General features: G+C 67.7%; 25 protein-coding genes. 10 read left to right on the top strand and 15 right to left on the bottom strand.

The window, feature by feature from the left end:
• Positions 1 to 123: 123 nt before the first annotated feature.
• Positions 124 to 2,019: a ribonucleoside-diphosphate reductase subunit alpha gene (locus QE389_RS09210; protein ID WP_307366572.1), complete on the bottom strand. Its 1,896-nt coding sequence runs from the start codon at positions 2,017 to 2,019 to the stop codon at positions 124 to 126.
• Positions 2,020 to 2,294: 275 nt separating this feature from the next.
• Here QE389_RS09210 and QE389_RS09205 point away from each other — a divergent pair, with 275 nt between their 5' ends.
• Both QE389_RS09205 and QE389_RS09200 read left to right on the top strand, forming a co-directional pair.
• Positions 2,295 to 3,044: a phosphatase PAP2 family protein gene (locus tag QE389_RS09205; RefSeq protein ID WP_307366570.1), complete on the top strand. Its 750-nt coding sequence runs from the start codon at positions 2,295 to 2,297 to the stop codon at positions 3,042 to 3,044.
• Between the two features lie 69 nt (positions 3,045 to 3,113).
• Positions 3,114 to 4,430: a sorbosone dehydrogenase family protein gene (locus tag QE389_RS09200; protein WP_307366567.1), complete on the top strand. Its 1,317-nt coding sequence runs from the start codon at positions 3,114 to 3,116 to the stop codon at positions 4,428 to 4,430.
• Between the two features lie 70 nt (positions 4,431 to 4,500).
• Here QE389_RS09200 and QE389_RS09195 read toward each other — a convergent pair whose 3' ends face one another.
• A complete protein-coding gene (locus QE389_RS09195; RefSeq protein WP_307366565.1) occupies positions 4,501 to 4,902 on the bottom strand; it encodes a DUF805 domain-containing protein in 402 nt (133 codons plus the stop codon).
• Between the two features lie 140 nt (positions 4,903 to 5,042).
• Positions 5,043 to 6,281: an argininosuccinate synthase gene (locus tag QE389_RS09190; protein WP_307366563.1), complete on the bottom strand. Its 1,239-nt coding sequence runs from the start codon at positions 6,279 to 6,281 to the stop codon at positions 5,043 to 5,045.
• 218 nt (positions 6,282 to 6,499) lie between these two features.
• Here QE389_RS09190 and QE389_RS09185 point away from each other — a divergent pair, with 218 nt between their 5' ends.
• Positions 6,500 to 9,352, top strand: a complete 2,853-nt coding sequence (locus QE389_RS09185) for a pitrilysin family protein (RefSeq protein ID WP_307366562.1) — start codon at positions 6,500 to 6,502, stop codon at positions 9,350 to 9,352.
• 260 nt (positions 9,353 to 9,612) lie between these two features.
• Here the strand turns inward: QE389_RS09185 and yihA are convergent, their stop codons facing one another.
• The 4 genes from yihA to rpmH are packed head-to-tail and all read right to left on the bottom strand — an operon-like array spanning position 9,613 to position 12,625.
• Complete coding sequence (yihA, locus tag QE389_RS09180; RefSeq protein WP_307366560.1) at positions 9,613 to 10,266, bottom strand: ribosome biogenesis GTP-binding protein YihA/YsxC; 654 nt, start codon at positions 10,264 to 10,266, stop codon at positions 9,613 to 9,615.
• Positions 10,263 to 12,059, bottom strand: coding sequence for a membrane protein insertase YidC (gene yidC, locus QE389_RS09175; RefSeq protein ID WP_307366558.1), 1,797 nt, complete (start codon positions 12,057 to 12,059; stop codon positions 10,263 to 10,265). Before yidC ends, yihA begins: the two co-directional genes overlap by 4 nt.
• The gene (gene rnpA / locus QE389_RS09170) at positions 12,056 to 12,460 is read right to left on the bottom strand and encodes a ribonuclease P protein component (protein WP_307366556.1); all 405 of its coding nucleotides are present in this window, start codon (positions 12,458 to 12,460) and stop codon (positions 12,056 to 12,058) included. Before rnpA ends, yidC begins: the two co-directional genes overlap by 4 nt.
• 30 nt (positions 12,461 to 12,490) lie before the next feature.
• Entirely contained in the window at positions 12,491 to 12,625 is a 135-nt protein-coding gene (rpmH, locus tag QE389_RS09165) for a 50S ribosomal protein L34 (protein WP_003164000.1), read from the bottom strand.
• Positions 12,626 to 12,867: 242 nt separating this feature from the next.
• Between rpmH and QE389_RS09160 the strand changes: the two genes are divergently transcribed.
• Together QE389_RS09160 and QE389_RS09155 are read left to right on the top strand one after the other, a co-directional pair.
• On the top strand, positions 12,868 to 13,497 hold the full coding sequence (locus QE389_RS09160; protein WP_307366554.1) for a TVP38/TMEM64 family protein: 630 nt from the start codon (positions 12,868 to 12,870) through the stop codon (positions 13,495 to 13,497).
• Positions 13,494 to 14,963, top strand: a complete 1,470-nt coding sequence (locus QE389_RS09155) for a sensor histidine kinase (RefSeq protein ID WP_307366552.1) — start codon at positions 13,494 to 13,496, stop codon at positions 14,961 to 14,963. The genes QE389_RS09160 and QE389_RS09155 overlap by 4 nt, the downstream gene beginning before the upstream one ends.
• Before the next feature lie 14 nt (positions 14,964 to 14,977).
• On the opposite strand, the gene QE389_RS09150 is transcribed toward QE389_RS09155, so the two are convergent.
• Positions 14,978 to 15,241: a hypothetical protein gene (locus QE389_RS09150; RefSeq protein WP_307366550.1), complete on the bottom strand. Its 264-nt coding sequence runs from the start codon at positions 15,239 to 15,241 to the stop codon at positions 14,978 to 14,980.
• 143 nt (positions 15,242 to 15,384) lie between these two features.
• On the opposite strand from QE389_RS09150, the gene QE389_RS09145 reads away from it, so the two are divergent.
• Positions 15,385 to 15,918 carry a hypothetical protein gene (locus QE389_RS09145; RefSeq protein ID WP_307366548.1) on the top strand — a complete coding sequence of 178 codons (534 nt, stop codon included), beginning with the start codon at positions 15,385 to 15,387 and terminating at the stop codon, positions 15,916 to 15,918.
• A 144-nt stretch (positions 15,919 to 16,062) separates the two neighbouring features.
• Here QE389_RS09145 and QE389_RS09140 read toward each other — a convergent pair whose 3' ends face one another.
• Positions 16,063 to 17,112 (bottom strand): ribonucleotide-diphosphate reductase subunit beta, encoded by a 1,050-nt coding sequence (locus QE389_RS09140; RefSeq protein WP_307366546.1) that lies wholly within the window; start codon positions 17,110 to 17,112, stop codon positions 16,063 to 16,065.
• Positions 17,113 to 17,379: 267 nt separating this feature from the next.
• On the opposite strand from QE389_RS09140, the gene QE389_RS09135 reads away from it, so the two are divergent.
• A complete protein-coding gene (locus QE389_RS09135; RefSeq protein WP_307366543.1) occupies positions 17,380 to 17,766 on the top strand; it encodes a VOC family protein in 387 nt (128 codons plus the stop codon).
• 6 nt (positions 17,767 to 17,772) lie between these two features.
• On the opposite strand, the gene QE389_RS09130 is transcribed toward QE389_RS09135, so the two are convergent.
• From QE389_RS09130 to QE389_RS09110, 5 genes are all read right to left on the bottom strand, one after another.
• On the bottom strand, positions 17,773 to 19,233 hold the full coding sequence (locus tag QE389_RS09130) for an NAD-dependent succinate-semialdehyde dehydrogenase (protein WP_307366541.1): 1,461 nt from the start codon (positions 19,231 to 19,233) through the stop codon (positions 17,773 to 17,775).
• Between the two features lie 99 nt (positions 19,234 to 19,332).
• Entirely contained in the window at positions 19,333 to 19,470 is a 138-nt protein-coding gene (locus tag QE389_RS09125; RefSeq protein WP_307366540.1) for an entericidin A/B family lipoprotein, read from the bottom strand.
• A 43-nt stretch (positions 19,471 to 19,513) separates the two neighbouring features.
• Positions 19,514 to 21,205: a sensor histidine kinase gene (locus QE389_RS09120; protein WP_307369009.1), complete on the bottom strand. Its 1,692-nt coding sequence runs from the start codon at positions 21,203 to 21,205 to the stop codon at positions 19,514 to 19,516.
• A gap of 113 nt (positions 21,206 to 21,318) precedes the next feature.
• Positions 21,319 to 21,927, bottom strand: a complete 609-nt coding sequence (locus QE389_RS09115) for a sigma-70 family RNA polymerase sigma factor (RefSeq protein ID WP_307366539.1) — start codon at positions 21,925 to 21,927, stop codon at positions 21,319 to 21,321.
• Complete coding sequence (locus tag QE389_RS09110; RefSeq protein ID WP_307366538.1) at positions 21,924 to 22,124, bottom strand: NepR family anti-sigma factor; 201 nt, start codon at positions 22,122 to 22,124, stop codon at positions 21,924 to 21,926. The genes QE389_RS09115 and QE389_RS09110 overlap by 4 nt, the downstream gene beginning before the upstream one ends.
• A gap of 194 nt (positions 22,125 to 22,318) precedes the next feature.
• Here QE389_RS09110 and QE389_RS09105 point away from each other — a divergent pair, with 194 nt between their 5' ends.
• The 3 genes from QE389_RS09105 (at position 22,319) to QE389_RS09095 (ending at position 24,806) form a co-directional block, all read left to right on the top strand.
• The gene (locus tag QE389_RS09105) at positions 22,319 to 23,113 is read left to right on the top strand and encodes a response regulator (protein ID WP_307366537.1); all 795 of its coding nucleotides are present in this window, start codon (positions 22,319 to 22,321) and stop codon (positions 23,111 to 23,113) included.
• Between the two features lie 257 nt (positions 23,114 to 23,370).
• The gene (locus tag QE389_RS09100) at positions 23,371 to 24,390 is read left to right on the top strand and encodes an NADP-dependent oxidoreductase (RefSeq protein WP_307366536.1); all 1,020 of its coding nucleotides are present in this window, start codon (positions 23,371 to 23,373) and stop codon (positions 24,388 to 24,390) included.
• 8 nt (positions 24,391 to 24,398) lie between these two features.
• Positions 24,399 to 24,806 (top strand): acyl dehydratase, encoded by a 408-nt coding sequence (locus QE389_RS09095; RefSeq protein WP_307366535.1) that lies wholly within the window; start codon positions 24,399 to 24,401, stop codon positions 24,804 to 24,806.
• A gap of 63 nt (positions 24,807 to 24,869) precedes the next feature.
• Here QE389_RS09095 and QE389_RS09090 read toward each other — a convergent pair whose 3' ends face one another.
• Positions 24,870 to 25,652, bottom strand: a complete 783-nt coding sequence (locus tag QE389_RS09090; RefSeq protein WP_307366533.1) for a SapC family protein — start codon at positions 25,650 to 25,652, stop codon at positions 24,870 to 24,872.
• Positions 25,653 to 25,711 lie beyond the last annotated feature (59 nt).

Below are 25,711 nucleotides of genomic sequence, written 5' to 3'. Positions count from 1 at the left end.
AGTCCAACAGACATTTATCGACACGGTTTCGTCACTTTTGAACGACGACGGCGGGACGGGGTTCCCGATGCGAAAGAGGGCTCCGCATCGCGGAGCCCTCTGCAAGGTCTGATCGGCGTCGGCCTATTGGCAGGCCAGACACTCGTCATAGTCGGTCTTGGGCATGGAGAAGAGGTCCGGCTGGTTCGGATCGATCTCGGCCCCGGCCTCGGCCTTGTCTTCGGCGCCGGCGAAGGCGGCGCGCTGCACCGACTTGGAGCGCAGATAGTACAGGGACTTCACCCCGCGCTCCCACGCCGACCAGTGCAGCATGTGCAGGTCCCACTTGTTGACGTCGCCGGGGATGAACAGGTTCAGCGACTGGGCCTGGCAGATTTCCGGCGCCCGGTCGGCGGCCAGTTCGACCACCCACCGCTGGTCCAGTTCGAAGGCGGTCTTGAACACGCCCTTCTCGTCCTCGGTCAGGGCGTCGATGTGCTGGACCGAACCCTCGTGCTCGAGGATCGAGCTCCAGACGGCCTCGGTATTGATGCCCTTCTGGTCCAGCAGGCGCTCCAGATAGGGGTTCTTGACCGCGAACGAGCCCGACAGGGTCTTGTGCGTATAGATGTTGGCCGGGATCGGCTCGATGCCCGCCGACGTGCCGCCGCAGATGATCGAGATGGAGGCGGTGGGGGCGATGGCCAGCTTGTGGCTGAACCGCTCCATGACGCCGCGCTCCTGGGCGTCCAGGCAGGGGCCCTTCTCCTCGGCCAGCAGGCGGCTGGCCTTGTCGGCCTCGCGGCGCAGGTGTTTGAACAGGCGCATGTTCCACGACTTGGCCATGGCGCTTTCGAAGGCGACGCCCTGACCCTGCAGGAAGGAGTGGAAGCCCATCAGACCCAGGCCCACCGAACGCTCGCGCTTGGCCGAATAGACGGCCGCGGCCATGGCGGGCGGGGCGCGGCGGATGAAGTCCTCCAGCACATTGTCCAGGAACCGCATCAGGTCCTCGACGAAGCGCGGCTCCTCGCGCCATTCCAGGAAGGTCTCGGCGTTGACCGACGACAGGCAGCAGACGGCGGTGCGGTCCACGCCCAGGTGGTCGCGGCCGGTGTGCAGCATGATCTCGGCGCACAGGTTCGACTGTTTGACCTTCAGGCCCAGGTCGCGCTGGTGCGGCGCCATCTGGCGGTTCACCGTATCGGAGAAGATCAGATAGGGCTCGCCGGTCTGCATCCGGATGTCGAGCAGCTTGGTCCACAGCGAGCGGGCGTCGACCGTCTTCAGCACCGCGCCATCCTTGGGCGACTTCAGGTCGAAGGTTCCGCCGACCTTGACCGCCTCCATGAATTCGTCGGTGACGTTGACGCCGTGGTGCAGGTTCAGGGACTTGCGGTTGAAGTCGCCCGACGGTTTGCGGATCTCCAGGAACTCCTCGATCTCCGGGTGGTGGATGTCCAGATAGACGGCGGCCGAGCCGCGACGCAGCGACCCTTGCGAAATCGCCAGGGTCAGGCTGTCCATCACGCGGATGAAGGGAATGATGCCCGAGGTCTTGCCCGCGCCCTTGACCTTTTCGCCGATGGAGCGGACGCCGCCCCAGTAGGTGCCGATGCCGCCGCCGTTGGACGCCAGGGCCACGTTCTCGTTCCAGACGTTCTGGATGCCGTCCAGGCTGTCGCCCACCGCGTTCAGGAAGCAGGAGATCGGCAGGCCGCGATCCGCGCCGCCGTTCGACAGCACCGGGGTCGCCGGCATGAACCACAGGCGGCTCATATAGTCGTAAAGACGCTGGGCGTGGTCGGCGTCGTCCGAGAAGGCGGTCGAAACGCGGGCGAACATGTCCTGATAGCTTTCGCCCGGCAGCAGATAGCGGTCTTCCAGCGTCTTCTTGCCGAAGTCGGTCAGCAGATCGTCCCGCGAACGGTCCACCTGGACCGATTTCACCACCGTCAGATGCGGTCGTTCAGGCGTCGCCGTCGTCGCAACGCCTTGGAATTCCGTCGTCTTCAACGCCTCGCCGCCAGCCATGATCATTCCGCGTCCTGAACAGAAACAGCCTAGAGCCACCTGCGCTTCAACCACATCATCTAGTGGCCTTCACGCTCCCCGAGCCCACATATAGGGCGCATATGCCTAATGACCCGTCAACGGGTTGACGTCGGCCTTTGTGGGCGAATCGGTCGGACAACTGTTCGCACGCTGTTGAAAAGCCAGACGCCGCGCCTGCGACACGCCCATGACAGGTCTGCGCCAAAAGATCACGAAGGCGTGATTGGAACGCGGTTCCAGCTTTGCCGTTTCAGTGCGCTATGACCCTGGCTCCGAACCGTCCCTTTCTGGCACGCCTTCTGGCGACGGCGCGCACCGAACTGGCCGCCTTGAGCGCCCTGTTCGTCGCGGCGGTGGGCGTTCTGGTCTTCGTCGAGGTCGCGGACGACATGACCGAGGCCGACGGCCAGGCCTTCGACCATCACGTCCTGGCCCTGATGCGGCCCTATGCCGACGATCCGGGCCGACCCTGGGGGCCGTGGTGGTTGAAGGAGGCGGCGGCCGACCTGACGTCGCTGGGCGGCATAGCCGTGCTGGGTCTGTTCGCCCTGATCGCCATTCTGTTTCTGGTGATCCAGCGCAAATGGCTGTCGGCCGTGCTGCTGCCCCTGGGGCTGGCCGGCGGCGTGGCGCTCAGCGAAGGCTTGAAGGCGGTGTTCGAGCGCGAGCGCCCGCCCGCCGCCGTCCAGGCGGTGGAGACGATCAACGCCAGCTTCCCCTCGGGCCATGCGCTTCTGTCCACCGTCTTCTATCTGACCGTCGCCGTCATGCTGACCCGCGCCTTTCCGAAACGACGGTTGAAGGCCCTGGTCCTGGGCGTCGGCGTGGTGCTGGCGTTGCTGGTGGGTGTGACCCGCATCTATCTGGGCGCCCACTGGGCCTCGGACGTCATCGCCGGCTGGGCCGTAGGCGCGGCCTGGGCCATGGTGCTGTGGCTGGCCGCCTATGGGATCGACCGCTTGCAGAGGCGACGCCATGCGCCGTTGCGCGATCGCGCCGATCCGGCCTGATTCATCCGTCAGGGCTTGATCCGTAAACGACCTGCGCCTTGTCTGGGCCGGATCAGCCTGGAGGTTCCCGTGCCGCGCCGTCTGTCGTCCCTCGCCGCCGCGTTAGTCGTTGGCCTTGTCGCCGCCGCTGTCGTGGCGAACGCCGATCCGGCTGCGGCGGCCGCGCCGCGCCCCTATGCGGTTCAGGGCGATTGCGCCGGGCGGCCCGCAACCGCCGTCGGCATGGCGGCGGGCTACTGCATGGGGCTGGTCTGGCAGGGCGACGGGACGGACGGCCCGCGCACGCCGCGCGGCCTGTCGCCTCTGGCGAACGGCGACTGGCTGGTGACGGACCTGGGGGCCTGGACGGCGGGACAGGGCGCGGTCTGGCGTCTGTCGTTCGACGCCGAGGGCGCGCCGCGCTTGCGTCGCCTGGTCCAGGGGCTCAGCCTGCCCCATACGGTGGCGCGCGGACCCGACGGCCGCATCTATGTGTCCGAGATGAACCGCATCCTGACGCTGGACCCGGACGCCGCTGACCCGCAGGCCAGCGTCCGCACCGTCATCGGCGGCCTGCCGGACAACCGGCTGCACGACAACCGCCACCCGCTGTCCAGCTTCATCTTCGACGGGGACGGGGCGCTGCTGGTCAATGTCGGGGCGCCCAGCGACCGTTGCGTGGACGCCCAGGGCCGGCCGCACACGACGGCCTCTGGCGCCTGTATCGACAGCGCCGAGACGGCCCAGGTGCGGCGTCACGCCTATCTGGGAAACGGACGGTGGGCCGAGGACAGCACGGTCTTCGCCTCGGGCCTTCGAAACTCCATCGCCCTGGTGCGGCATCCGTCGGGCACGATCCTGCAGGGCGAGAATTCGGTCGATCTGACCACGCCCGACCATCCCTATGACGAGATCAACGTGCTGCGCCGGGGCGGAGATTACGGCTGGCCCTATTGCGTCGATCTGGGGACACCCCTGCCCGGCTGGAGCGCGGCCCAGGCGCGATGCGGTCAGCGACAGAGGCCGGTCGCCCTCTTGCCCCCGCACGCCGCGCCGCTGGACCTGCTCTATTACGACGGCGCGATGTTCCCCGAACTGCGCGGCAGGCTGCTGATGACCTGGCACGGCTTTCGCCGCACGGGCGGACGGATCGTGGCGGTCGAGACGGACGGGCAGGGGCGGCCCCTGACCGACATCGGCGGCCGCTACGCCCTGTATCCACGCGGTTCGGCGCCCTATCCGACAGGCGCGCCCAGCGTGCGCGGCAAGGTGCTGACGCCCGGCTGGGATCTGGTCGCGGGCCGTCAGCCGCGCGGCTCGCCGGTGGTCATGGCCGTCGCCGCCGACGGCGCGATCTGGGTCACGGACGACCGCAGCCGGGCGATCCTGAGGATCGCGCGGAAGTAGAAACCACCCTTTGGAGAAGTCGCCGTTTGCGGCCGGATCACTCCGTCCAGAAATAGCGACTCCTTAGAGATCAGGCATGGCGGAGGCTGGCGCTCTCGACGGACCGGGTCTCTGCGGAGGGGCAGAGAGATAGGGCGATCATGATCGGCACAGTCACGCCCGAAGCCACCACCAGCACGGTCCACCACAGAGACTGACCGAGGTCACGGAGCCTCCCTACGGTCAAGGCGCAGAACAACCAGAGCAGCGGAAGGGCCACAGCGAGGGAAGCCATCACGTCGAGGGGGCCGGGGGACAGGTGGACAAGGCCGTCCAGAGCACGCCCCAAGACCATCCAGGGCGCACTCAACAACTGGGTGAACGGCTGGCCCGCAGGGGCGGCAAGAATAAACACCAGACCCGAGAAGACGGCTGTCAGAAGACCATAGGACTCACGACCCAAACGGCCGGAGAAACGCAGCAGCGACAGCATCGGATGATCCATGCATCTCACGATCGACAGAGATGCAGAACCGCGTTCTCAATCCTGAGTCAAGCGAGGGGCGCATCCTTGAGCGAAAGGAGGAAGGCGAGCGTCGCCCTGCGCTCCCTCTCTCGCGCCGGCGGGAGTTTTCAGCCTTTGCGCGCGTCGCGCTTGGCCAAGACGCGCAGGCGAAGCGCGTTCAGCTTGATGAAGCCGGCCGCGTCCTTGTGGTCGTAGGCCTGGACGCCTTCCTCGAACGTCACCAGGTCCTGATCGTACAGGCTGTAGGGGCTCTCGCGGCCGATGATCGAGACATTGCCCTTGTACAGCTTGACCCTGACCGTGCCCGTGACCTTTTCCTGCGACCTGTCGATGGCGGCCTGCAGCATCTCGCGCTCGGGCGAGAACCAGAAGCCGTTGTAGATCAGCTCGGCGTATTTCGGCATCAGCTGGTCCTTCAGGTGCATGGAGCCGCCGTCCAGGGTGATGCTTTCGATGCCGCGGTGGGCCGCGATCAGGATGGTCCCGCCGGGGGTCTCATAGACGCCGCGCGACTTCATGCCGACGAAACGGTTCTCGACCAGGTCCAGACGGCCGACGCCGTTGTCGTGGCCGTACTGGTTCAGGGCGGTCAGGATCGTCGCCGGGCTCATGGCCTCGCCGTTGATGGAGACGGCGTCGCCCTTCTCGAAGCCGATCTCGATGACGGTGGCCACATCCGGCGCGTCTTCGGGGCTGATGGTGCGCTGGTGGACGAACTCGGGCGCCTCGACCGCCGGGTCCTCCAGCACCTTGCCCTCGGAGGAGGAGTGCAGAAGGTTGGCGTCGACGCTGAAGGGCGCCTCGCCGCGCTTGTCCTTGGCGATGGGGATCTGGTTCTTCTCGGCGAAGTCCAGCAGGGCCTCGCGGCTGCGGAACTCCCACTCGCGCCAGGGGGCGATGACGCGGATGTCAGGCTCCAGGGCGTAGTAGCCGATCTCGAAGCGGACCTGGTCGTTGCCCTTGCCGGTGGCGCCATGACAGACGGCGTCAGCGCCGACCTGACGGGCGATCTCGATCTGGCGCTTGGAGATCAGCGGCCGGGCGATGGAGGTGCCCAACAGATAGTCGCCCTCGTACTGGGCGTTGGCGCGGAACATGGGGAAGACGAAGTCGCGCACGAATTCTTCGCGCAGGTCGTCGATGAAGATGTTCTCGGGCTTGATGCCCAGCTTCAGCGCCTTCTCGCGCGCCGGGCCCAGTTCCTCGCCCTGGCCCAGGTCGGCGGTGAAGGTCACGACCTCCGCGTCATATTCGGTCTGCAGCCACTTCAGGATGATGGAGGTGTCCAGCCCGCCGGAATAGGCGAGGACGACTTTCTTGACGGGCTTGTCGGCGGGGGCGGACATGGCGGCTCTTTCGAAAACAAGTGGCGCGACGGACGGGGAGTTGAGGCGCGCATAAGACCGGGGGTCCGGCGATGCAACCTTTTCCGCCCTGTTTCGGGCCCGCCGCCGGCGTCCGGGCGGACCAAGATTAAGCTTTTGTCATGGTCATTCCGTCGCGTTGTCACACGAGCGACCGGGGTTATGGTTCCAACATCTGAAATCCAAGGATGTCTGCTTTCATGCGCCGCACCGGGTCTCTCGTCGCCGCCGCCGCCCTTCTGGCGGTTTCCACCCCTGTCTGGGCCTCGGCCCCCGCCGCTCGGAACGCCCCGGCCGCCGCGCCCGCCGTTCAGGCCGCGCCGGTGTCCGAACTGGTCCGCGAAGTGGACATCCCCTACGCCAAGTTCACCCTGGCCAACGGCCTGACCGTCCTGGTGCACGAGGATCACAAGGCGCCGGTGGTGGCGGTTTCGGTCTGGTACAACGTCGGCTCCAAGGACGAGCCGGCCGGCAAGACGGGCTTCGCCCACCTGTTCGAACACCTGATGTTCGGCGGGTCCGAGAATGCGCCGGGCAGCTATTTCACCCCGATGCGCAACATGGGCGCGACGGACATGAACGGCACGACCTGGTTCGACCGCACCAACTATTTCGAGACCGTGCCGACCCCGGCGCTGGAGCAGGCCCTGTTCCTGGAGAGCGACCGCATGGGCTATATGCTGGGCGCCATCACCCAGGAGACGCTGGACCTTCAGCGGGGTGTGGTCCAGAACGAGAAGCGCCAGAACGACAACCAGCCCTATGGTCTGAATCAGTACAGGCAGCTTGAGGCCCTGTTCCCCGAAGGCCACCCCTATCGCCACACCACCATCGGCTCCATGGCCGATCTGGACGCCGCCTCGATGCAGACGGTGCGCGACTGGTTCACCTCCAACTACGGCCCGAACAACGCCGTGCTGGTGCTGGCCGGCGACATCACCCCGGCCAAGGCGCGCGAGCTGACCGAGAAGTATTTCGGCCCGATCCCGCGCGGCCCGGTCAACACCCCGGCCCAGGCGTCCGTTCCGACGCTGGCGGCGCCGATCAACGAGACCATCCGCGACCGCGTCGCCAACGCCCAGGTCGAGATCAGCTGGGCCGTGCCGGGCATGCTGGATCCGGATTCTGTGCCGTTGAGCGTCGGGGCCTCGGTGCTGGGCGGCCTGGCGTCCTCGCGCCTGGACAACGAACTGGTGCGGGGCGAACAGTCGGCCGTGTCCGTCAGCGCCGGGAACAGCGCCTTTCACCGCGTGGGCCTGTTCGAGATCACCCTGAACATCAAGCCGGGCCACGACCCGGCCGCCGTGGAGGCCCGGGCGCGCGAAATCCTGAACGGCCTGATCGCGAACGGCCCGACCGCCGACGAGGTGGAGCGGGTCAAGACCCAGTATCTGTCGCGCCGCATCCAGGGGCTGGAACAGGTGGGCGGCTTCGGCGGCAAGGCCGTGGCCCTGGCCGAGGGGCAGCTGTATGCGGGCGATCCCGAGTTCTACAAGAAGCAGTTGGCCGCCTATGCCGCCGTCACGCCGGCCCAGGTCCAGGCCGCCCTGCAGAAGTGGCTGACGCGCCCGGCCTACACCCTGACCACCCTGGTCGGGGAACGCGAAGCCTATCAGGAAGCGGCGGCCAATCCGGCCGGCGCCAATCACACCCCGGCGCCGCCCATCGAGCGGGTCGCGCGGATGGCCAAGCCCGAAATCGGCCAGGTCGCCAACGTCGACTTCCCCGCCGTGGAGCGCGCGCGCCTGTCGAACGGCATGGAGGTGGTCTACGCCCAGCGCGACGCCGTGCCGGTGACGAAGATCGCCGTGGACTTCGACGCGGGCCTGGCCGCCGACGACCGCGCCAAGCTGGGGCTGCAGACCCTGATGCTGGACCTGATGGACGAGGGCACCCAGACGCTGGACGCCCGCCAGCTGGCCGAGGCCCAGGAGGTGCTGGGCGCCGCCATCTCGACCGGCGCGACCATGGACCGCTCGGTGATCAGCCTGAACGCGGTCACGCCTAACCTGGTCCCCTCGGTCGCCCTGCTGGCCGATGTGATCAAACGCCCGGCCTTCGCCCCGGCCGAGCTGGAGCGGCTGCGCGCCGCCCGCCTGTCGCGCATCGCCGCCGAGCGGACCCAGCCGGCCGCCCTGGCCAACCGCGCCCTGCCGGAACTGATCTATGGGGCCGACAGCCCCTATGGCCGTCCGTTCAGCGGCAATGGCGACGAAGCCAGCATCCGCTCCATCACCGACGCCGATGTCCGCGCCGACTACGCCAAGTGGATTCGTCCGGACAACGCCAAGGTCTTCGTCGTCTCCGACAAGCCGCTGGCCGAAATCCTGCCCATCCTGAACGCCCAGCTGGGCCAGTGGGTCCCGCCCGCCTCGCCCAAGCCGGTCAAGGACTTCTCGGCCCCGATCCCGGCGGCCACGCCCAGGATCGTGCTGATCGACCGGCCCCAGTCGCCCCAGTCCTATATCATGGGCGGGGAGGTGCTGAGCGCCTCGGGCACGGACGATCTGCTGGTGCTGAACGCGGCCAACAACGTCCTGGGCAACGACTTCCTGTCGCGCATCAACTCGGACCTGCGCGAGACCAAGGGGTGGTCCTACGGGGTCGGCGCCTATGTCTCCGGCTTCCAGCACCGCGTGCCCTATCTGGTGACGGCGCCGGTCCAGGCCGACCAGACTGGGCCGGCCATCGCCGCCCTGAACACCCAGTTCAACGACTTCCTGAAGGGCGGCAAGGGCGTCACTCCGGCGGAGCTGGAACGGACGGTCAACGGCAACACCCGTCGTCTGGCCGGCAGCTACGAGACGTCGGGCGCCGTCCTGGGCGCTCTCAGGACCAACGACATGCTGGGCCGTCCGGACGACTATCCGGAAACCGTCGCGGCCCGCACCAACGCCCTGACGGCGGACCAGCTGGACGCCGCCGCGCGCGCCGCCATCGACCCGGCCCGGTTCGTCTGGGTGGTCGTGGGCGACGCCGCCAAGGTCAAGCCGCAGCTGGACGCCCTGGGCCTGCCGGTCGAGGTGCGCGCCGCCGCCCCGACCGCCCAGTAAGGCGCTTCAGGCGACTGAAGCATCGAGGCCCGGCGGCGACGTCGGGCCTTTTTCTGTTTGTGCACCCGACAATTTTTTAGTGCACAAAAGTGCACTTTTCGGCGGTCCTCCTGGGCGCGGCTTCGGGGCCCGCAGCATCGCAGGGGTTTCAGATCAGGCGCGCGGAAGGGCGCAGCGGCTCGGCAAGTCGCTGAAAACGCAAGACGCCGCCGATGCAGTTGGGGGATCGCGCCCCGATCCGGGCGCGCCCGTCGGCGGTGTCAGTCCAGGGTCGCGCCGGTGGTGCGCATGATCTCGGCGCGGAGTTCGGGCAGGCCGTCGCCCTTTTCGGACGAGGTCAGGGCCACCACGGGGAAGGCGGCCGGGCGTTTGGAGATGGCCTTCAGCGTGGCCTCCTGCACCTTCTCGCCCTCCCCCTTCTTCAGCTTGTCGGCTTTGGTCAGGACGATCTGATAGCTGACGGCGGCAAGGTCCAGGGCGTCCAGCGCTTCGGCATCCACGGACTTCAGGCCGTGTCGGCTGTCGATCAGCAGATAGACCCGCTTCAGCGTGACCCGCCCGCGCAGATAGTCGCGGCCCAGGTCCTGGAACTTCTTGACGGTGGTTTTCGACGCCTTGGCCCAGCCGTAGCCGGGCAGGTCGACCAGGCGCAGCCGGCCGTCCAGATCGAAGAAGTTGACCTCTCGCGTGCGCCCCGGCTCGTTGGAGGCTCTCGCCAGCTTGTGCATGCCGACCAGGCCGTTGATCAGGCTGGACTTGCCGACGTTGGAGCGGCCGGCGAAGGCGACTTCGGGCAGGTCGGGATCGGGCAGTTGCTCGATCTTGGCCGCGCCCATCACGAAGGTCGCCGGCCGCGCGAACAGGATGCGGCCGGCCTCGATCTCCTCGGGCGTGAAGTCGGTTTCCTCGGTCACGCCGGCGATTTCTTGAACCGGGCGAAGAAGGCGTCGATCGGGTTCTCGGCCTTGTAGCGGTGCATGATGACGTACTGCTGCAGGATGGTCAGGATGTTCGACCAGGCCCAATAGACCAACAGGCCCGCCGCGAAGGGCGCCATGATGAAGGTGAAGACCAGCGGCATGAACTGGAAGATCTGACGCTGGACCGGATCGGCCGCCGGCGGGTTCATCGCCGTCTGCAGCCACATGGTCAGGCCGTAGGCGATGGCCAGCAGGCCCAGGTGCAGCGGACCGGCCAACAGGCCGCCGATCAGCGGCGCCGCCGCCGGATCCCACGGGATCAGGCCGAACAGGTTCCAGATCGAGGACGGGTCGCGCGCCGACAGGTCGTGGATGAAGCCCAGGAACGGCTGGTGACGCATCTCGATGGTGACGGTCAGCACCTTGTACAGGGCGTAGAAGACGGGAATCTGCAGCACCAGCGGCAGGCAGCCCGCGACGGGATTGATCTTTTCCCGCTGATACAGGGCCATGGTTTCCTGTTGCTGCTTCTGCGGGTCGTCTTTGAACTTCTTCTTGATCTCCTCCATCTTGGGCTGGAGGTTCCGCATCTTGGACATCGAGGCGTAGGCGTTGTTGGCCAGCGGGAACATGATCAGCTTGACGATGACGGTCAGGGCCAGGATGGCCACGCCGAAGCTGCCGACCAGGCCATAGACGTTCTCCAGCACCCAGAAGATCGGGCGCGTCAGGAACCAGAACATCCCCCAGTCGATCGCATAGACGAAGCGCGGCAGGTTCAGGCTCTGCTCATAGGACTTCAGCACTTCGGCGCGCTTGACCCCGGCGAACAGGCGTTGGGTCTCGGTCGCGGTTCCGCCCGGCTGGACGGTGCGGGTCGCGCCCAGGACATTGGCTTCCAACTGCTGGGCGCCGCCGTTCTCGCGCACGCGGAATTCGGTCTCGACCGCTTCGTTCTGCGGGGGCAGCAGGGCCGCCAGCCAGTATTTGTCGGTGACGCCCAGCCAACCGCCGGTCGAGGCGTTCTCGATGCGGGGCTCCTTCAGCCAGTCTTTGTACTTCTTCTGGACGGTGCGGTACTCGCCGGGCTTGCCGAAGGTGCCGATCGCGCCCTCGTGGACGATGTGGGAGGAGCCGGCGGCCTGGGGCACGCCCAGGCGCTGGACGCTGCCGTAAGGGGCGATGGTGATGGCCTGGGTTCCCAGGTTCTGCACCGTGTCCTGGACCGAGAAGACGTATTTGTCGTCGACGGACACCACGCGGGTGAAGCGCAGACCTTGGCCATTGTCCCAGGTCAGGGTGACGGGCGTGGCCGGGGTCAGGGTCGCGCCGTTGGTCAGGCGCCAGACGGTGTTGGGACCGGGCACGCCGCCGGGGACATTGGGGCCGGTCCAGCCGAACTGGGCGAAATAGGCGTTCTGCATCCCCTGCGGGCGGAACAGCTCCACCGGGGCGGGCTTGTCCTGGACCTCGCGGTAGTCGGTCAGGAACAGGTCGTCGATGCGGCCGCCCTGCAGCGACAGCGACCCCTTCAGCGTGCCCGACTGGATCGGCACGCGCGCGGCGCTGGACAGGGCCTGGGCGCGGTTGGTCACGAAGGTCGGCGCCTGGGGGCTGAGGGCCGTGCGCGCGGCGTTGTCGGCCGATTGCGACTGTTCGGCGTGGGCGCGCTGCTGCATGGCGCGGCGCTCGGCCTGCGGGCGCAGCACGGTGAAATAGTAGATACCCAGGATCAGGGCCGAGCACACGATGAAGATGATCGTGTTGCGCGAGTTCTCGTTTTTCATGGATTCTGGCGGTCCTGGCCGGAAGGGGCGCGGGCGGGCGAAGGCGGATCGGCCTTCGGTCTCGCCAGCCTTGTAAGCGTCGATTTCACGTCGTCAAGCAAACGGTCCCAGGCGCGCTCGGTCGTGCCCATGCGGGCGATGAAGACATAGTCGCTGCCGGGCACGCCGTGCTGGGGCAGAAGGGCGCGGGCGGCCTCGCGCAGGCGGCGCTTGGCGCGGTTGCGCTGGACGGCGCCGCCGATCTTCTTGGTGGCGGTGAAGCCCAGGCCGACGTGCGGCGAACCGTCGCCACGTTCCAACCGTTGGATCACCACGCCGCCGCGGGCCTCTGAAACGCCTTTGGCGGCCGCCAGGAACTGGGGCCGCCGCAACAGACGCTTGATCTGTAAAGGGTCGCTCATGCGTCCTTGGCTTTCGGACGCGAGAGCCGCTTACGCCGTCAGGCGCTTGCGGCCCTTGGCGCGACGGCGCGCAACGATCTTCTGGCCGTTCTTGGTGGCCATCCGGCTGCGGAAGCCGTGACGGCGCTTGCGCACGAGTCGCGACGGCTGATAGGTCCGCTTCACGGTCGGCTCCTGACGTTAAAAGGTTGGGCGACGGGACAAAAGGCGTCCGCCGCAGGAAGGGCGGGCGTATAAGTCGCATGGTCGCGCGAGTCAACGCTCGGCCGGCATTTCGGGAACTGAAGAGCGCATGACGAAACGAACGGCGAGGGAATGGGCGTTGCGGCTGCTGCCGCTCGCGCGCCGTCGCCGGCCTGGCCGTCGCCTTCTTCGCCCTGGGCTGGAATCGGTATCTGTCGATGGAGATGCTGCGCGCGCACGGGCTGAACCTTCAGACCTATGCGCGCGACCACTGGTGGATCGCCCTGGCGGGCTTCATCGGCGTCTATGCCCTGGCGACCGCCTCGACCATTCCGGGGCCGGTGTTCCTGACCCTGCTGGGCGGGATGATGTTCGGGCCCTATGTCGGCGCCCTGGCCCAATCGACGGGGGCCACGATCGGTTCGGTCGTCATCTATTGCGTCTATCGCACCTCCATCGGAACGTGGCTGAGGGCCAAGTTCGCGGCCGATGCGGGCTTCATGGACCGCCTGGCCCGGGGCATAGACCGCAACGCCTTCACCACCCTGTTCACCCTGCGGGTGATCCCCAGCGTGCCCTTCGTGCTGGTCAACGCCACGGCGGGGATGATGGCCGTGCCGCTGCGGCCCTATGTGATCGCCACCTTCATCGGCCTGCTGCCCTCGACCTTCATCTACACCTGGATCGGGTCCGAACTGGGCGAGTTGCTGAAGGCGGGCGTGCGTCCGGACCTGCCGATGTTGCTGAAACAATTCTTCTGGCCGCTGATGGGGGTGGTCTTCCTGTCGCTGCTGCTGCCGCTGGGGCTGAAGCTGGGCCAGATGGCGCGCGGCCGCCGCGCCGGGGTCGCATGAGCGCCCTGTTCGACAGGATGGCGGCGCGGCTGGGTCTGTCGGCCGAGGCGGCCGAGATCTGGCGCGAGCGCCTGCGCCCGCGCGCGCCCGACGGCCTGTCGGCGCGGCTGCTGCTGTTGACGGTGGCCTTCACCCTGGCGGTCGAGGCGGCGATCCTGGCGCCCAATCTGGCGGCCTTCCACGAACGCTGGCTGCGCGACCGGCTGCAGGCGGCCGAGCTGGCCTCGGTCGGGGTCGAGGCCCTGCCCTATAGCGCGGTGGAGGACGACACGGCGGCCGAGCTGATGCGGATCGGCGGGGTCCAGGCCGTGGCCCTGACCGAACAGGGGGTGCGCCGACTTCTGCTGCAGGCGCCCAATCTGCCGCGCGCGCCCGAACTGATCGACCTGCGGCGCGAGAACACCTGGGCGCGGTTGAGCGACCCGTGGCGCACCCTGTTCGGCCACCCCGACCGCTCGCTGCGGGTCCAGGCCAAGCCGCGCTATCGCTCGGGCGACTTCATCGAGATCGTCACCCCGGCCCAGCCGCTGAAGATCGAACTGCGGGCCTTCCTGCTGAACAGTCTTCTGGTGTCCCTGCTGGTTTCGGCGACGGCCGGCGCCCTGCTGTACGGCGGCCTGGCGCTGCTGGTGCTGCGCCCGCTGCGGCGCGTGACCCGCTCGATGGAGCGGTTCGCCGCCGATCCCGAGAGCGATCCGGAAGCCCCCTCCGACCGGCACGACGAGATCGGCCGGGTCGAGCGCGAACTGGCGCGGATGCAGGAAGAAGTGCGTCAGTCCCTGCGTTCGCGCGCGCGGCTGGTGGCCCTGGGCGAGGCGGTGGCCAAGATCAACCACGACCTGCGCAACATGCTGACCTCGGCCCAGATGGCGTCGGAGCGGCTGGCGACCTCGGCCGATCCGCAGGTGGCCAAGGCCCTGCCCCGGCTGGAGCGGGCGCTGAGCCGGGCGGCGGCCCTGTCGCGCAATGTGCTGGAGTACGGCAAGAGCGAAGAGCCCGCGCCGCAGAAGACCCGCGTGGTCCTGACCCAGGCCCTGACCCTGGCGGCCGAGGACGCCGGGCTGGACCCCGACGGCGTGCGCCTGATCAAACAGTTGCCGGCCCGGTTCGCGGTCGAGGCCGATCCGGACCAACTGTACCGCATCCTGGTCAATCTGATGCGCAACGCGCGCCAGGCCATCGAGGCCGATCCCGGTCGCCCCGCCGAACGGCGCGGCAAGGGGGCGATCACCGTCAGCGCCTTCGGCGACGACGGCTTCTGCGTGATCCGCATCGCCGACGACGGGCCGGGCATTCCGTCGCGCCTAGCCGAACGGCTGTTCGAACCCTTCGTCAGCTCCAAGAGTTCGGACGGATCGGGGCTGGGCCTGACCATCTCGCGCGAGCTGGCGGCCCTGCACGGCGGCGACCTGAGGCTGGTCCCCAGCGAAGGCGGCGCGACCTTCGAGCTGCGCCTGCCGGACTGATCCTGTTCCGGAGCCTATTCCAGGCCGTCGTCGGAGACGACGAAGGGGCGGTTCTCGGCCTTGGCCTGGGCGGCCAGCTCCTCCTGCACCAGATGCCAGCGCCGCAGACGCTCGTAGTCGATGGCGTGTTCGGGCGAGGCGTCCAGCCAGTGGCGGAAATCCTCCATCTGCAGCCGCGCGTCGAGGGCCGACGGATCGGGCAGGGCGGGCACGTTCGGCAGCAGGCGCGCGACCTCGGCCGGAATGGGATAATCGCCGGACGTGGTGCTGAGGATCATGGGGTGTCTCGAATGGCGGCGCTGGTCCGGGAACCATGCCGTGAAGCGGGGCTTTGCGCCACCTTTTCGTCTGCGGCGCCGTGTTGCGGATCGGCGCGTCCAGGGCCAAGCTGGCCGTCCGTCGGTTCGTTTAGGAGACGTCCATGATCGCCCTGCGTAACGCCGCCTCGGTGGGCGTGGTCCTGACCGCCGCCTTGACAGGCGCGCCCCTGTCGGCCGTCGCCGCGATCCAGGTCGACAAGAGCCAGGCCGCCGCCGATCCCTATCGTGACCAGCGCATCCTGCCGGACCCGTCCGATCCGGCGTCGCGCGACGCCGTGCTGAAGGCGCGGGGCGAAGCTTATCACCACGCGCCCGATTCCCAGCAGACCCCGGAGGAACTGGCCGAGACCCGCCGGCTGAACGACCGGATCGCCGCGGCCAATGCGGCGGCGGACAGGGCGGATGCGGCGGCCCGGCTGGACTATGACGCCGCCCTGGCCCGCTATCAGATCGAGGTGCGCCGCAATGCGGAACAGGCCCAGGCCGCCGCCCAGGCGACCCGCGCCGCCCAGGAGCGGTATGACCGCGACTACGCCGCCTGGCGCGAGCAGGTGCGTCTGTGCCAGTCGGGCGTCCGCAGCGCCTGCGCGGCCCCGGCGGCGGCGACCGCCGATCCGACACCTGGGCCGCGCTAGAGCCTGATCATTTTAGACGGAACCGCGCATCGGTTCCGGCTGAAGCGTGAATCAGCCTCTCGCTCATGTCTGGAGCCTGAATTCCGCCGACACGGATCCGGCTCTAAGCCGAGACGGTCTTTGGCGCCGCGAACGGGGCGGGGATCAGCCCGCCACCAGGCTCATGTCGCGGCGGGCCATCATGCGGTCGAACTCGGTCCAGACGCCGTCCGCGCCGTGCCAGTTCCCTTGCGTCGCCGCCTTGGAATATTCGGTGGCGCGGGCCTCGAAGAAGTTGGCGTGTTCGACGCCCGACAGCAGCGCCTGCAGCCAGGGCAGGGGGTTCTCCTTCACCCCATAGACTTCCGGCAGTTTCAGCTGACGCAGGCGCCAGTCGGCGATGAAGCGGATGTACTGCTTGATGTCGTCCGGGGTCATGCCGTCGACCGCGCCCATTTCGAAGGCCAGGTCGATGAACTTGTCCTCCATCTTCACCACGGTCTGGCAGCAGTCGACGATGTCGTCGGCGACCGTCTTGGTGACGGCGCCCGTCTCCTTGTTGAAGGCGTGGTACAGTTTGATGATGCCTTCGCAGTGCAGGCTCTCGTCGCGCACCGACCAGGACACGATCTGCCCCATGCCCTTCATCTTGTTCAGGCGGGGGAAGTTCATCAGCATGGCGAAGCTGGCGAACAGCTGAACACCCTCGGAGAAGCCGCCGAACATGGCCAGGGTCCGGCAGATGTCGGCGTCGCTGTCGACCCCGAACTGGCCCATGTAGTCGTGCTTGTCCCGCATGGCCTCGTATTCCATGAAGGCGCCGAACTCGCTCTCGGGCATGCCGATGGTTTCCAGCAGCAGGGCGTAGGCCGCGATATGGATGGTCTCCATATTGCCGAAGGCGGCCAGCATCATCTTCACCTCGGTCGGTTTGAAGACCCGGCCGTAGCGCTCCATGTAGTTGTCCTGAACCTCGATGTCCGCCTGGGTGAAGAAGCGGAAGATCTGGGTCAGCAGATTGCGTTCGTTGTCGTTCAGGGTCGAGGCCCAGTCCTTGACGTCCTCGCCCAGCGGAACCTCTTCGGGCATCCAGTGGACCTGCTGCTGCTTTTTCCACATGTCGAAGGCCCACGGATAGCGGAAGGGCTTGTAGGCGGCCGAGGGGGTCAGAAGGCCGGGGGTTTCGGGGCGGATGATCGGGGTGATGGCGTTCATCGGGGCGAGACCTGACACGAATCCGGAAGGAGACCCTCACCATGCGCAACGGCGACGGCGGCGCCAAGCCGGAAATCACCTATGTTGCGATCACATTTTCAAGTGACGCTATATCTTGTGGTTTATGCCTTAAGAAATTGGGGATGGGTCAAGCTTGGCCTGGGGACGCTTCCGCAGGGCTGACCGGATCGTGTCGGAATAGGCGACAAATGTTCTTGATTTGTACCGGTATGCGGTCCAGGCTTGGCCTTGGATAGGGAGGACGACATGCTGGGCTACGTCACGATCGGTGCAAACGACGCCGAAACCGCGCACCGCTTCTATGACGCCGTGCTGGGCACGCTGGGCTGGAAGGCGCATATGACGTTCGGCGAATGGCGCGGCTATTCGCTGGACGGCCAGGGCGAGGGGCAGTCCGTGTGGGTATGCAAGCCGTTCGACGGCGCACCCGCCAGCGTCGGCAACGGGATGATGGTGGCCTTTTCGGCCCGCGATCACGCCCAGGTCGACGCCTTCCACGCCGCCGCCCTGGCCAACGGCGGAACGGACGAGGGCGCGCCCGGACCGCGTCCCGATTACGGCCCCCACTGGTACGCCGCCTATCTGCGCGACCCCACGGGAAACAAGCTGGCCATCGTCTTCAATCGGCCTTGAACGCCGTCAGGCGGGCTTCAGCGCCAGGGTGACGGTCTTGACGTTCACATAGTCGTCGATGCCGTGGACCGAGCCCTCTCGACCATAGCCGGACTGTTTGACCCCGCCGAAGGGTGCGACCGGCGTGGAGATCAGGCCGGTGTTCACGCCGCACATCCCCGCCTCGATCCGGCGGCTGAACCGCATGGCCCGGTCCAGATCGCGGGTGAACAGATAGGAGGCCAGGCCGAAATCGCTGGCGTCGGCCTTATCCAGCACCTCGGCCTCGCTGTCGAAGGGGAAGACCGGGACCAGGGGCCCAAAGGTCTCCTCCTGACGGAACAGGCGGTCGTCGCCGCCCAGGGTGACGGTCGGCTGGAAGAAGCGGCCGCCGAGGTCGTGGCGCGCGCCGCCGGTCAGAAGCCGTCCGCCGTCCGCCAGAATGGCGGCGACGTGGCGTTCGACCTTGTCGACGGCCTTGTCCTCGATCAGCGGACCGACCTTGACGCCGGGCTGGAAGGCGTCGCCGACCTTCAGGCGCACGACCTCGGCCGCCAGCTTTTCGGCGAAGACCTCGGCGACCGCGCGTTCGACGTAGACGCGGTTGGGGCAGACGCAGGTCTGGCCCGCGTTGCGGAACTTGCCCTTGAGGGTTTCGGCGACGGCCAGGTCCAGATCGGCGTCGGCGAAGACGATCAGGGGCGCGGCGCCGCCCAGCTCCATCGACACCCGTTTCAGGGTCGGGGCGCACTGTTCGGCCAGCTTTCGGCCCACGCCGGTCGAGCCGGTGAAGCTGAGCTTGCGGATGTCGGGGCTGTCGCACAGGACCTTGCCGATGGTCGCGGCGTCGCCGGTGACGACGGACAGGGCGCCGGCCGGCAGTCCGGCTCGATAGGCCAGTTCCGCCAGGGCGATGGCGGTGAAGGGCGTCTGGCTGGCCGGCTTGACCACGGCGGTGCAGCCGGCGGCGAAAGCGGGGCCGAGCTTGCGCGTCAGCATGGCGGCGGGGAAGTTCCAGGGCGTGATCAGGGCGCAGGGACCGACCGCCTCGCGGTAGGTCAGGATCAGATGGCCCAGGGGGCTGTCCTGGGTCTCGCCGATCAGCCGCTCGGCCTCGCCCGCGAACCATTTGATGAAGCCGTTGGCGTAGGCGATCTCTCCCTTGGCCTCCTCGAAGGGCTTGCCGTTCTCCAGGGCGCACAAGGCGCCCAGGGCCTCGGTGTTTTCGTCGATCAGGGCAGCCCAGGCGCGCAGGAAGGCCGCGCGCTTGTGCGGATCCTGGCGCGACCAGTCGGGAAAGGCCTGGACGGCGGCGGCGATGGCGCGCTGCGTCTCGGCGGCGCCCAGATCGGGCGCATGACCCAGCAGGGACCCGTCGGCGGGATTGTCCACCGTCACCCCGGCGCCGTTCGCGGGGATCGGCTCGCCCGCGATCAGGGCATGTTGACGCAGAAGGGACAGGCCGGCGTCGCGAGCGGCAGGGGTCAAGGCGATCTCCAGAAATCGGGTCGGAAAAGCAGCAAGGCCCCGCCGGGAGACGGGGCCTTGCGTGTCGTCGGGGGCGGCGGTCGCCGCCCCTCAAGGCGATCAGTTCTTGGCGTCGTTGGCGGCGCCGGTCACGGCCTGGCCGGCGGCCTGGGTGTCGCGGCCGACGCCGGCGATGGTGTTGCAGGCGGCGGTGGTCAGGGCGGCGGCGACGGCGGCCAGAACGAAGATCTTGCGCATGAGAACTCTCCAGTTTGCCGACGCGGCGCGCCGGTTCGGCCCTCTAACGCGAGCTGTGCGCGGCGGTTCCGGCCTTGTCGGCGGGATCGTTGGGGGTCAGGGCCTCGGGGGTAACGAAGGTCATGCGGGCCGTCGTGCCGCCCGAAGGCGATTCCACCATCTCCGCCTCGCCGCGCAGCTGTTTGGCGAAGGCGCCCATCAGGATGCGGCCCACCCCGGCCTCGGCGGCGTCCGACGCGCCGGGGCCGTCGTCCTCGACCTCCAGGGTGCTGCTCTCGCCATTGACCTTGAAGCGGACCTTCAGCTCGCCGCCGCGTCCGGCGAAGGCGTGTTTCTGGGCGTTGCTGACGGCCTCCACCAGCCACAGGGCCAGGGGCGCCAGCTTGTCGGGGTCGACATAGAGGGAATCGGCCTCGACCGAACTGACGACCACGGGACCGCGTCCCACTTCGGCGGCGATCAGCTGGCCGACCAGTTCGGTCAGGAAGTCGCGCGCATCGGCGTGGCGGATGTCCTCGCTCTGGTAGAGGGTGCGATAGATCAGGGCCAAGGCCGAGATGCGCTGGCGCGTGTCGCCCAGGGCCGCCTTGGCCGCCGGATCGGTCACGCCGCGCTGCTGCATCGAAAGCAGGGACGAGATGATCTGAAGGTTGTTCTTCACCCGGTGGTGAATTTCGCGCATCAGCGCGTCCTTCTCGGCCAGGGAGGCGTTTAGCTCTTGGTCGCGCACGGTGATGGCCTCGGCCATCTCGTCCAGGGTGCGGGCCAGGGTGCGGATTTCCGACGGGGCGTTCATGGCCTGAAGCGGGCGCACCGAGAACCGCCCCTTGGCGTAGATGGCGGCGATCCGCTCCAGATAGTCCAGCCAGCGGATGAAGATGCGCTCGGACAGCAGCATCACCGCCGCAAAGGCCGTCAGCCACGCGCCCAGAGGCAGCAGAAGTGCGCCGATCGGGTTCAGCCGCGCCCAGGACAGCAGGCCCGGGGCGGGCGCGGACAGCAGCACATAGACGTCGCCGCTGGCCAGGACGGCGCCGGCGTAGTCGCGGCGATGCCCGCGGCTGTCCACCGCCTCGAACACGGCCGAGCCCTCGTCGCGGGCGCGATCGACCCAGCCCGAAACGTCGCGCCCGTCGGACAGACGCATGGCGTCGGGGCGGCTGGCGACCAGGATACGGCCGTCGGCGTCGGTCAGGGCCGCCTCGGACCCGACGGGCAGGGCGGGGTCGTCCGTGTCGGGTTGCAGGGACGACAGGGGGATGACGGCGGCCATGGCCCCGTCGAACCGACCCATGGGCCGTTCGGCGCGGATGGCGATGACGAGGGCGGACGGATAGCCGGCGCTGGCAGGGGCGCGCACGACGACCAGACGCTCGCCGTCGCGCAGACGGCGGAACCAGTCGGACCGGCCGGCGGGCGTCAGGGCCGAAGGGCGTCCGTCGGACCGGCTGGAGGCGCAGACGGCCTCTCCTGTGGGGCTGAGGCGATACAGGCCCTCGTAGTCCTCAAGCTGCTCGACCAATGCGGTCAGGCGGGGGCCGCAATAGGGGCCCATGGCGTCGGGACTGAGCGCGCGCAGCAGGACCTGGGCGCTGTCCAGGCGGGACTTGGCGCTGACCGCGCTGCGCTCGGCCGCCAACTGGAGGTCTTGTTGACGCGCCTCGCGTTGATTGCGGAAATCGGCCTGGGTCTGGATCAGGCTGAGGACGAAGATCGGCAGCAGGGCCAGGGCCATGGCCAGGCCCAGGCGAAAGCGGATGCCCTGAAAGCGGGGCGCGTTCCACTTGCGGCCGAAGCGGACGACCGGAGCCTCTTCGGTTCGACCCTGGTCCGTCACGAACCGTTCCGTCAGGACCGGAAGCCGGACAGCCTGTCGGCCTCGCCCAGGATGGAGCGCATGGCGTCGCCGGCCGCCTGACCGTCCCGGGCGTAGCCGCCCTTCTCAAGCGCGGCCTGCAGGGCGCGGCGGGCGCGGCTGACGCGGCTCTTGACCGTGCCGACGGCGCATCCGCAGATCTCGGCCGCCTCTTCGTAGGCGAAGCCGCCGGCGCCGACCAGGATCAGGGCTTCGCGCTGCTCTTCGGGCAGGGTTTTCAGGGCTTGGCGCAGCTCGTCCAGGGCGACCGGCGCCTCGGGGTCGTCGACGGCCACCAGGGTGCGTTCGGCCGCCTCCTGATCCAGCTGAGACTGGCGCCAGGACCGGCGCTTCTCGGAATAGAACTGGTTGCGCAGGATCATGAAGGTCCACGCCTTCATGTTGGTGCCCATCTGATAGCTGGCGCGTGCGTCCCAAGCCTTCATCATGGCGTCCTGCGCCAGGTCGTCGGCGGCGGTGGGGTCGCCGGTCAGGGTGCGGGCGAAGGCGCGCAGGTGCGGAATCAGCGCCACCAGCTCGGTCTTGAAGGCGTTGTCGTCAGCCGACGGCGGCTTGGGCTCCGCGCCCAGGCGCGCGCTCATGCGTCACCGCCGGTGGCCTTGGCGTCGGCGCGCTTCAGAATTTCCAGAAACTCGTCCGGCACGGGCTCGTTGACCACCTCGTCGAACATATGGCGCAGCTTCACGCCGATGGCCTGCTGACGGAGGCGTGCTTCTTCCAGCCCGGCGCCCTCCTTCTTGCCGGCTGCGGGCCGCGAGGAGTCTGAGGAGTCAATCATCGAAGAAATACCGCCCACCGAACTTTGCGCAGAGATGCAGGGCCGATAACGTGCCCTTGCCGGGCAGGTTCCTCCCATTTCGGGATTTAATGCTCAAGCTTGTTGGCTGCGGCGGAACCGTGATGCATTTGATACGTTTGGACAGGCTGTAGCGGCCCCATCGCATCGAGGGCCTTTGTCGGGGACTATCCATAATGAGCCTTTTGGCCAGACTTGCGCCGCACCTGCCCTATGTGCGTCGTTACGCGCGCGCTCTTACCGGCGACCAGGCGACGGGCGACAATTATGTGCGGGTGGCGCTGGAGGCCCTGGCGGCCGGCGAACAGCAGCTATCGCCGGACATGACGCCGCGCGTCGCCCTTTATCATGTGTTCCACGCCATCTGGTCGTCGACCGGCGCCCAGTTGGAGGACGTCTCGGGCGTCGAAGCCCGCGACGACGCCTCGCGCCGCCTGATGCGGATCGCGCCGCGCTCGCGCCAGGCGTTCCTGCTGACGGCGCTCGAAGGGTTCACGCCTTCTGAGGCCGCCCAGATCCTTTCCGCCGACCCGCGCGAGATCGAACGCCTTATCGCCGACGCCCAGTCGGACATCGACGCCGAACTGGCCACCGACGTTCTGGTGATCGAGGACGAGGCCATCATCTCGGCCGACATCCAGAGCCTGGTGAAGGAGTTGGGCCACCGCGTCACCGGCGCCGCCACCACCTATGACGAGGCGGTCGAGGCGGTGGCGCGTCACAAGCCGGGCCTTGTCCTGGCCGACATCCAGCTGGCCGACGGCTCCTCGGGCATCGACGCGGTCAAGGACATCCTGAAGCGGATCGACGTGCCGGTGATCTTCATCACCGCCTTCCCCGAACGCCTGCTGACCGGGGAACGGCCCGAGCCGACCTTCCTGATCACCAAGCCTTTCCAGCCGGAAACGGTGAAGGCGGCGATCAGCCAGGCCCTGTTCTTCCACCCCTCGCGGCACAAGGAAGCCGCCTGAGGCGCGACCTGAGGTGCGGCGCCGAATTCGGGTTCGGCGCGGGAACCGGATCGCGGCGACGTCGTTATCGGCATGCGGAGGCGGATACGCCCCCGACTTGATCGGCGAAAGCCGATCGGCCGCTTTCCGCACCTCATTCTCGATGATGCCACTTCAAGGCGGTCCCATGGGGCCGCCTTTTTTCTTCGGGTCCGTATCGACCCCGCGCCCAAGGTGCGGCAGGATCGTCCTCAAAGAAAACGCACGGAGACGCCGCCATGACCAAGACGAACCGCCAGTGGGTGCTGCGCCAGCGGCCGCGTGGACTGATTCAGCCCGGCGACCTGGAACTGGTCGAAAGCCCGATCCCGGACCTGAAGGAGTCCGAAGTGCTGGTCCGCACCGTCTATCTGTCGCTGGATCCGACCAACCGCACCTGGATGAACGACGCCGAAGGCTATCTGCCGCCGGTGGGCCTGGGCGAAGTCATGCGCGGCCTGACTTTGGGCGTGGTCGAGGACAGCCGGTCCGACCGCTTCAAGGTCGGGGATGTCGTCTCGCCCCTCTCGGGCGGCTGGGCCGACTATGCGGTGGTCGACGAACAAGGATTGCGACCCGTCCACCGCGCGCCGGGCCTGCCGCTGACGGCCAATATGTCGGTGCTGGGGATGACGGGTCTGACCGCCTATTTCGGCGTGACCGAAGTGCTGAAGGCCAAGGAAGGCCAAACCCTAGTCATCTCGGCCGCCGCCGGAGCGGTGGGCTCCATCGCCGGTCAGGTCGCCAAGCAGCGCGGCTGCCGCGTCATCGGCATCGCCGGCGGGCCCGAGAAATGCGCCTGGCTGACGGACGATCTGGGTTTCGATGCGGCCATCGACTACAAGAACGAGGATGTGGGCGCGGCCTTGGACCGGCTGGCGCCCGACGGGATCGACCTGAATTTCGAGAATGTCGGCGGCGACATCATGATCGCCGTCTTCAACCGGCTTAAGGTGCATGGACGGATGGCCGTATGCGGCCTGGTCTCGGCCTACAATGCGACCAAGGCGCCGCCCGCGCCGAACTTCGCCCGGATCATCACCCACCGTCTGAACGTCCAGGGATTCCTGGTGCTGGACTACGCCCCCCGCGCCCGCGAGATGGTCGCCGAGATGGGGCCCTGGCTGGCCGATGGACGGGTGAAGTGGAAGGTCCACGTCGATGACGGGCTGGAAGGGGCGGTCTCTTCGTTGAATCGCTTGTTCACCGGCGATCATGACGGCAAGCTGCTGGTTCGCGTCTCCGAAGAACCGGCCTGAGGATTTCCATGAGCGACCCGCTGCTGGTCCATTTCGAGGATCTGGAAACAGGGCAGGTCGTGCCTCTGGGCGCCTGCGCGGTCGATCAGGCCGCGCTGGATGTTTTCGTGGAGCGGTTCGCGCCAGGGTGGGACACCGCCTATGGGGCGCCCGACGCCATGATCTACGCCCTGTGGAGCCGCCTGGCCGTCGAGAAGGCTGGGGCCTGGGCCCAGACCAAGCTGCTGGCCGTCGACGGGCTGCGCTATATGCGCAATCCGCCGCCGGGCGAACTGCTTCGCGGCCGGATGACGGTCATGGGCAAGGACCCGGTGGGGGACGAGAAGGGCATCGTCATCGCCCAGCACGACCTTCTGGACGAGGGGGGGCGACTGGTCTTCTCCTGCCTGACCCGCGCCCTCTTCACCCGGCGCTGAATACGAAAAAGGCCCCGTCGGCGAACCGGCGGGGCCTTTCCCTTAGGGTGACGGCGAAGCGGCTTAGTTGATCGCGCCGTTCGCTTCGGCCTGACGCTGGAAGGTCAGGGCGATCAGACGGTCCCAGCCCAGCAGCGACACCAGGTGGGCGTAGATCTGGCCCAGGGCGCCGTTGTCGCGCAGTTCGGCCAGCTTCTCGGCCGGCAGGGCCTTCAGCTTGTCTTCCGACACGGCATAGTATTCGGCCAGCTTCTGCGGCTCGCCGGGCGTGCCGTCGGGGTTGCGCGGGGTGAAGGCGGCCTCGCGGATGTCCAGCAGGTCCAGGTCTTTCAGCAGCTGAACGAAGCTTTCGGTGCGCAGGCGCTCTTGCTCGAAGTTGTTGCAGAACTCCATCGCCATGTTGGTGTAGTCGCTGGGCTGGCCGTTCACGAACAGCGGGTTCTCGCCGCCGTCGGCGACGATGGCCGCGCCGCGGTCGATGCACAGGATCAGGCGCTGGTTCTGCTTGTCGTCGGCGAAGACGAAGGGATAGCGGCGCACATAGGCGGGCACATAGGCGTCGGCGCGGAAGTCGCCGGCGTCCGACACATAGAGGTTCTGACCCTGGTTCAGGCCCATGACCACGACCGGCTGACGGTTATCGCCGGTGAAGATGATCGGATAGGACAGGGCGGCGGCCGCGAACTCCGTGACCGTCAGCGGCACGATGTTGGTCTGGCCCACGAAGGCGTAGGGCTTGTCGGTCGGATTGACGCCCAGGCCGCCGTGCAGCGCGGGGTCCAGCGGCTCGGGGTTCGAATAGAAGAGAACATTGCCTTCGAGCGGCGAATTGGTCGTGTCGGTCATGAAAGCCAGACGCTTTTAGGAGTGGAAAGAGGCGCGCCTTCTAGCCCATGCCCGCCCGA

This window comes from Brevundimonas sp. SORGH_AS_0993, assembly GCF_030818545.1.
GTDB lineage: Bacteria > Pseudomonadota > Alphaproteobacteria > Caulobacterales > Caulobacteraceae > Brevundimonas.
Note: the sequence above shows the minus strand (reverse complement) of the source record. Positions and strands in the feature narration are given on the sequence as shown.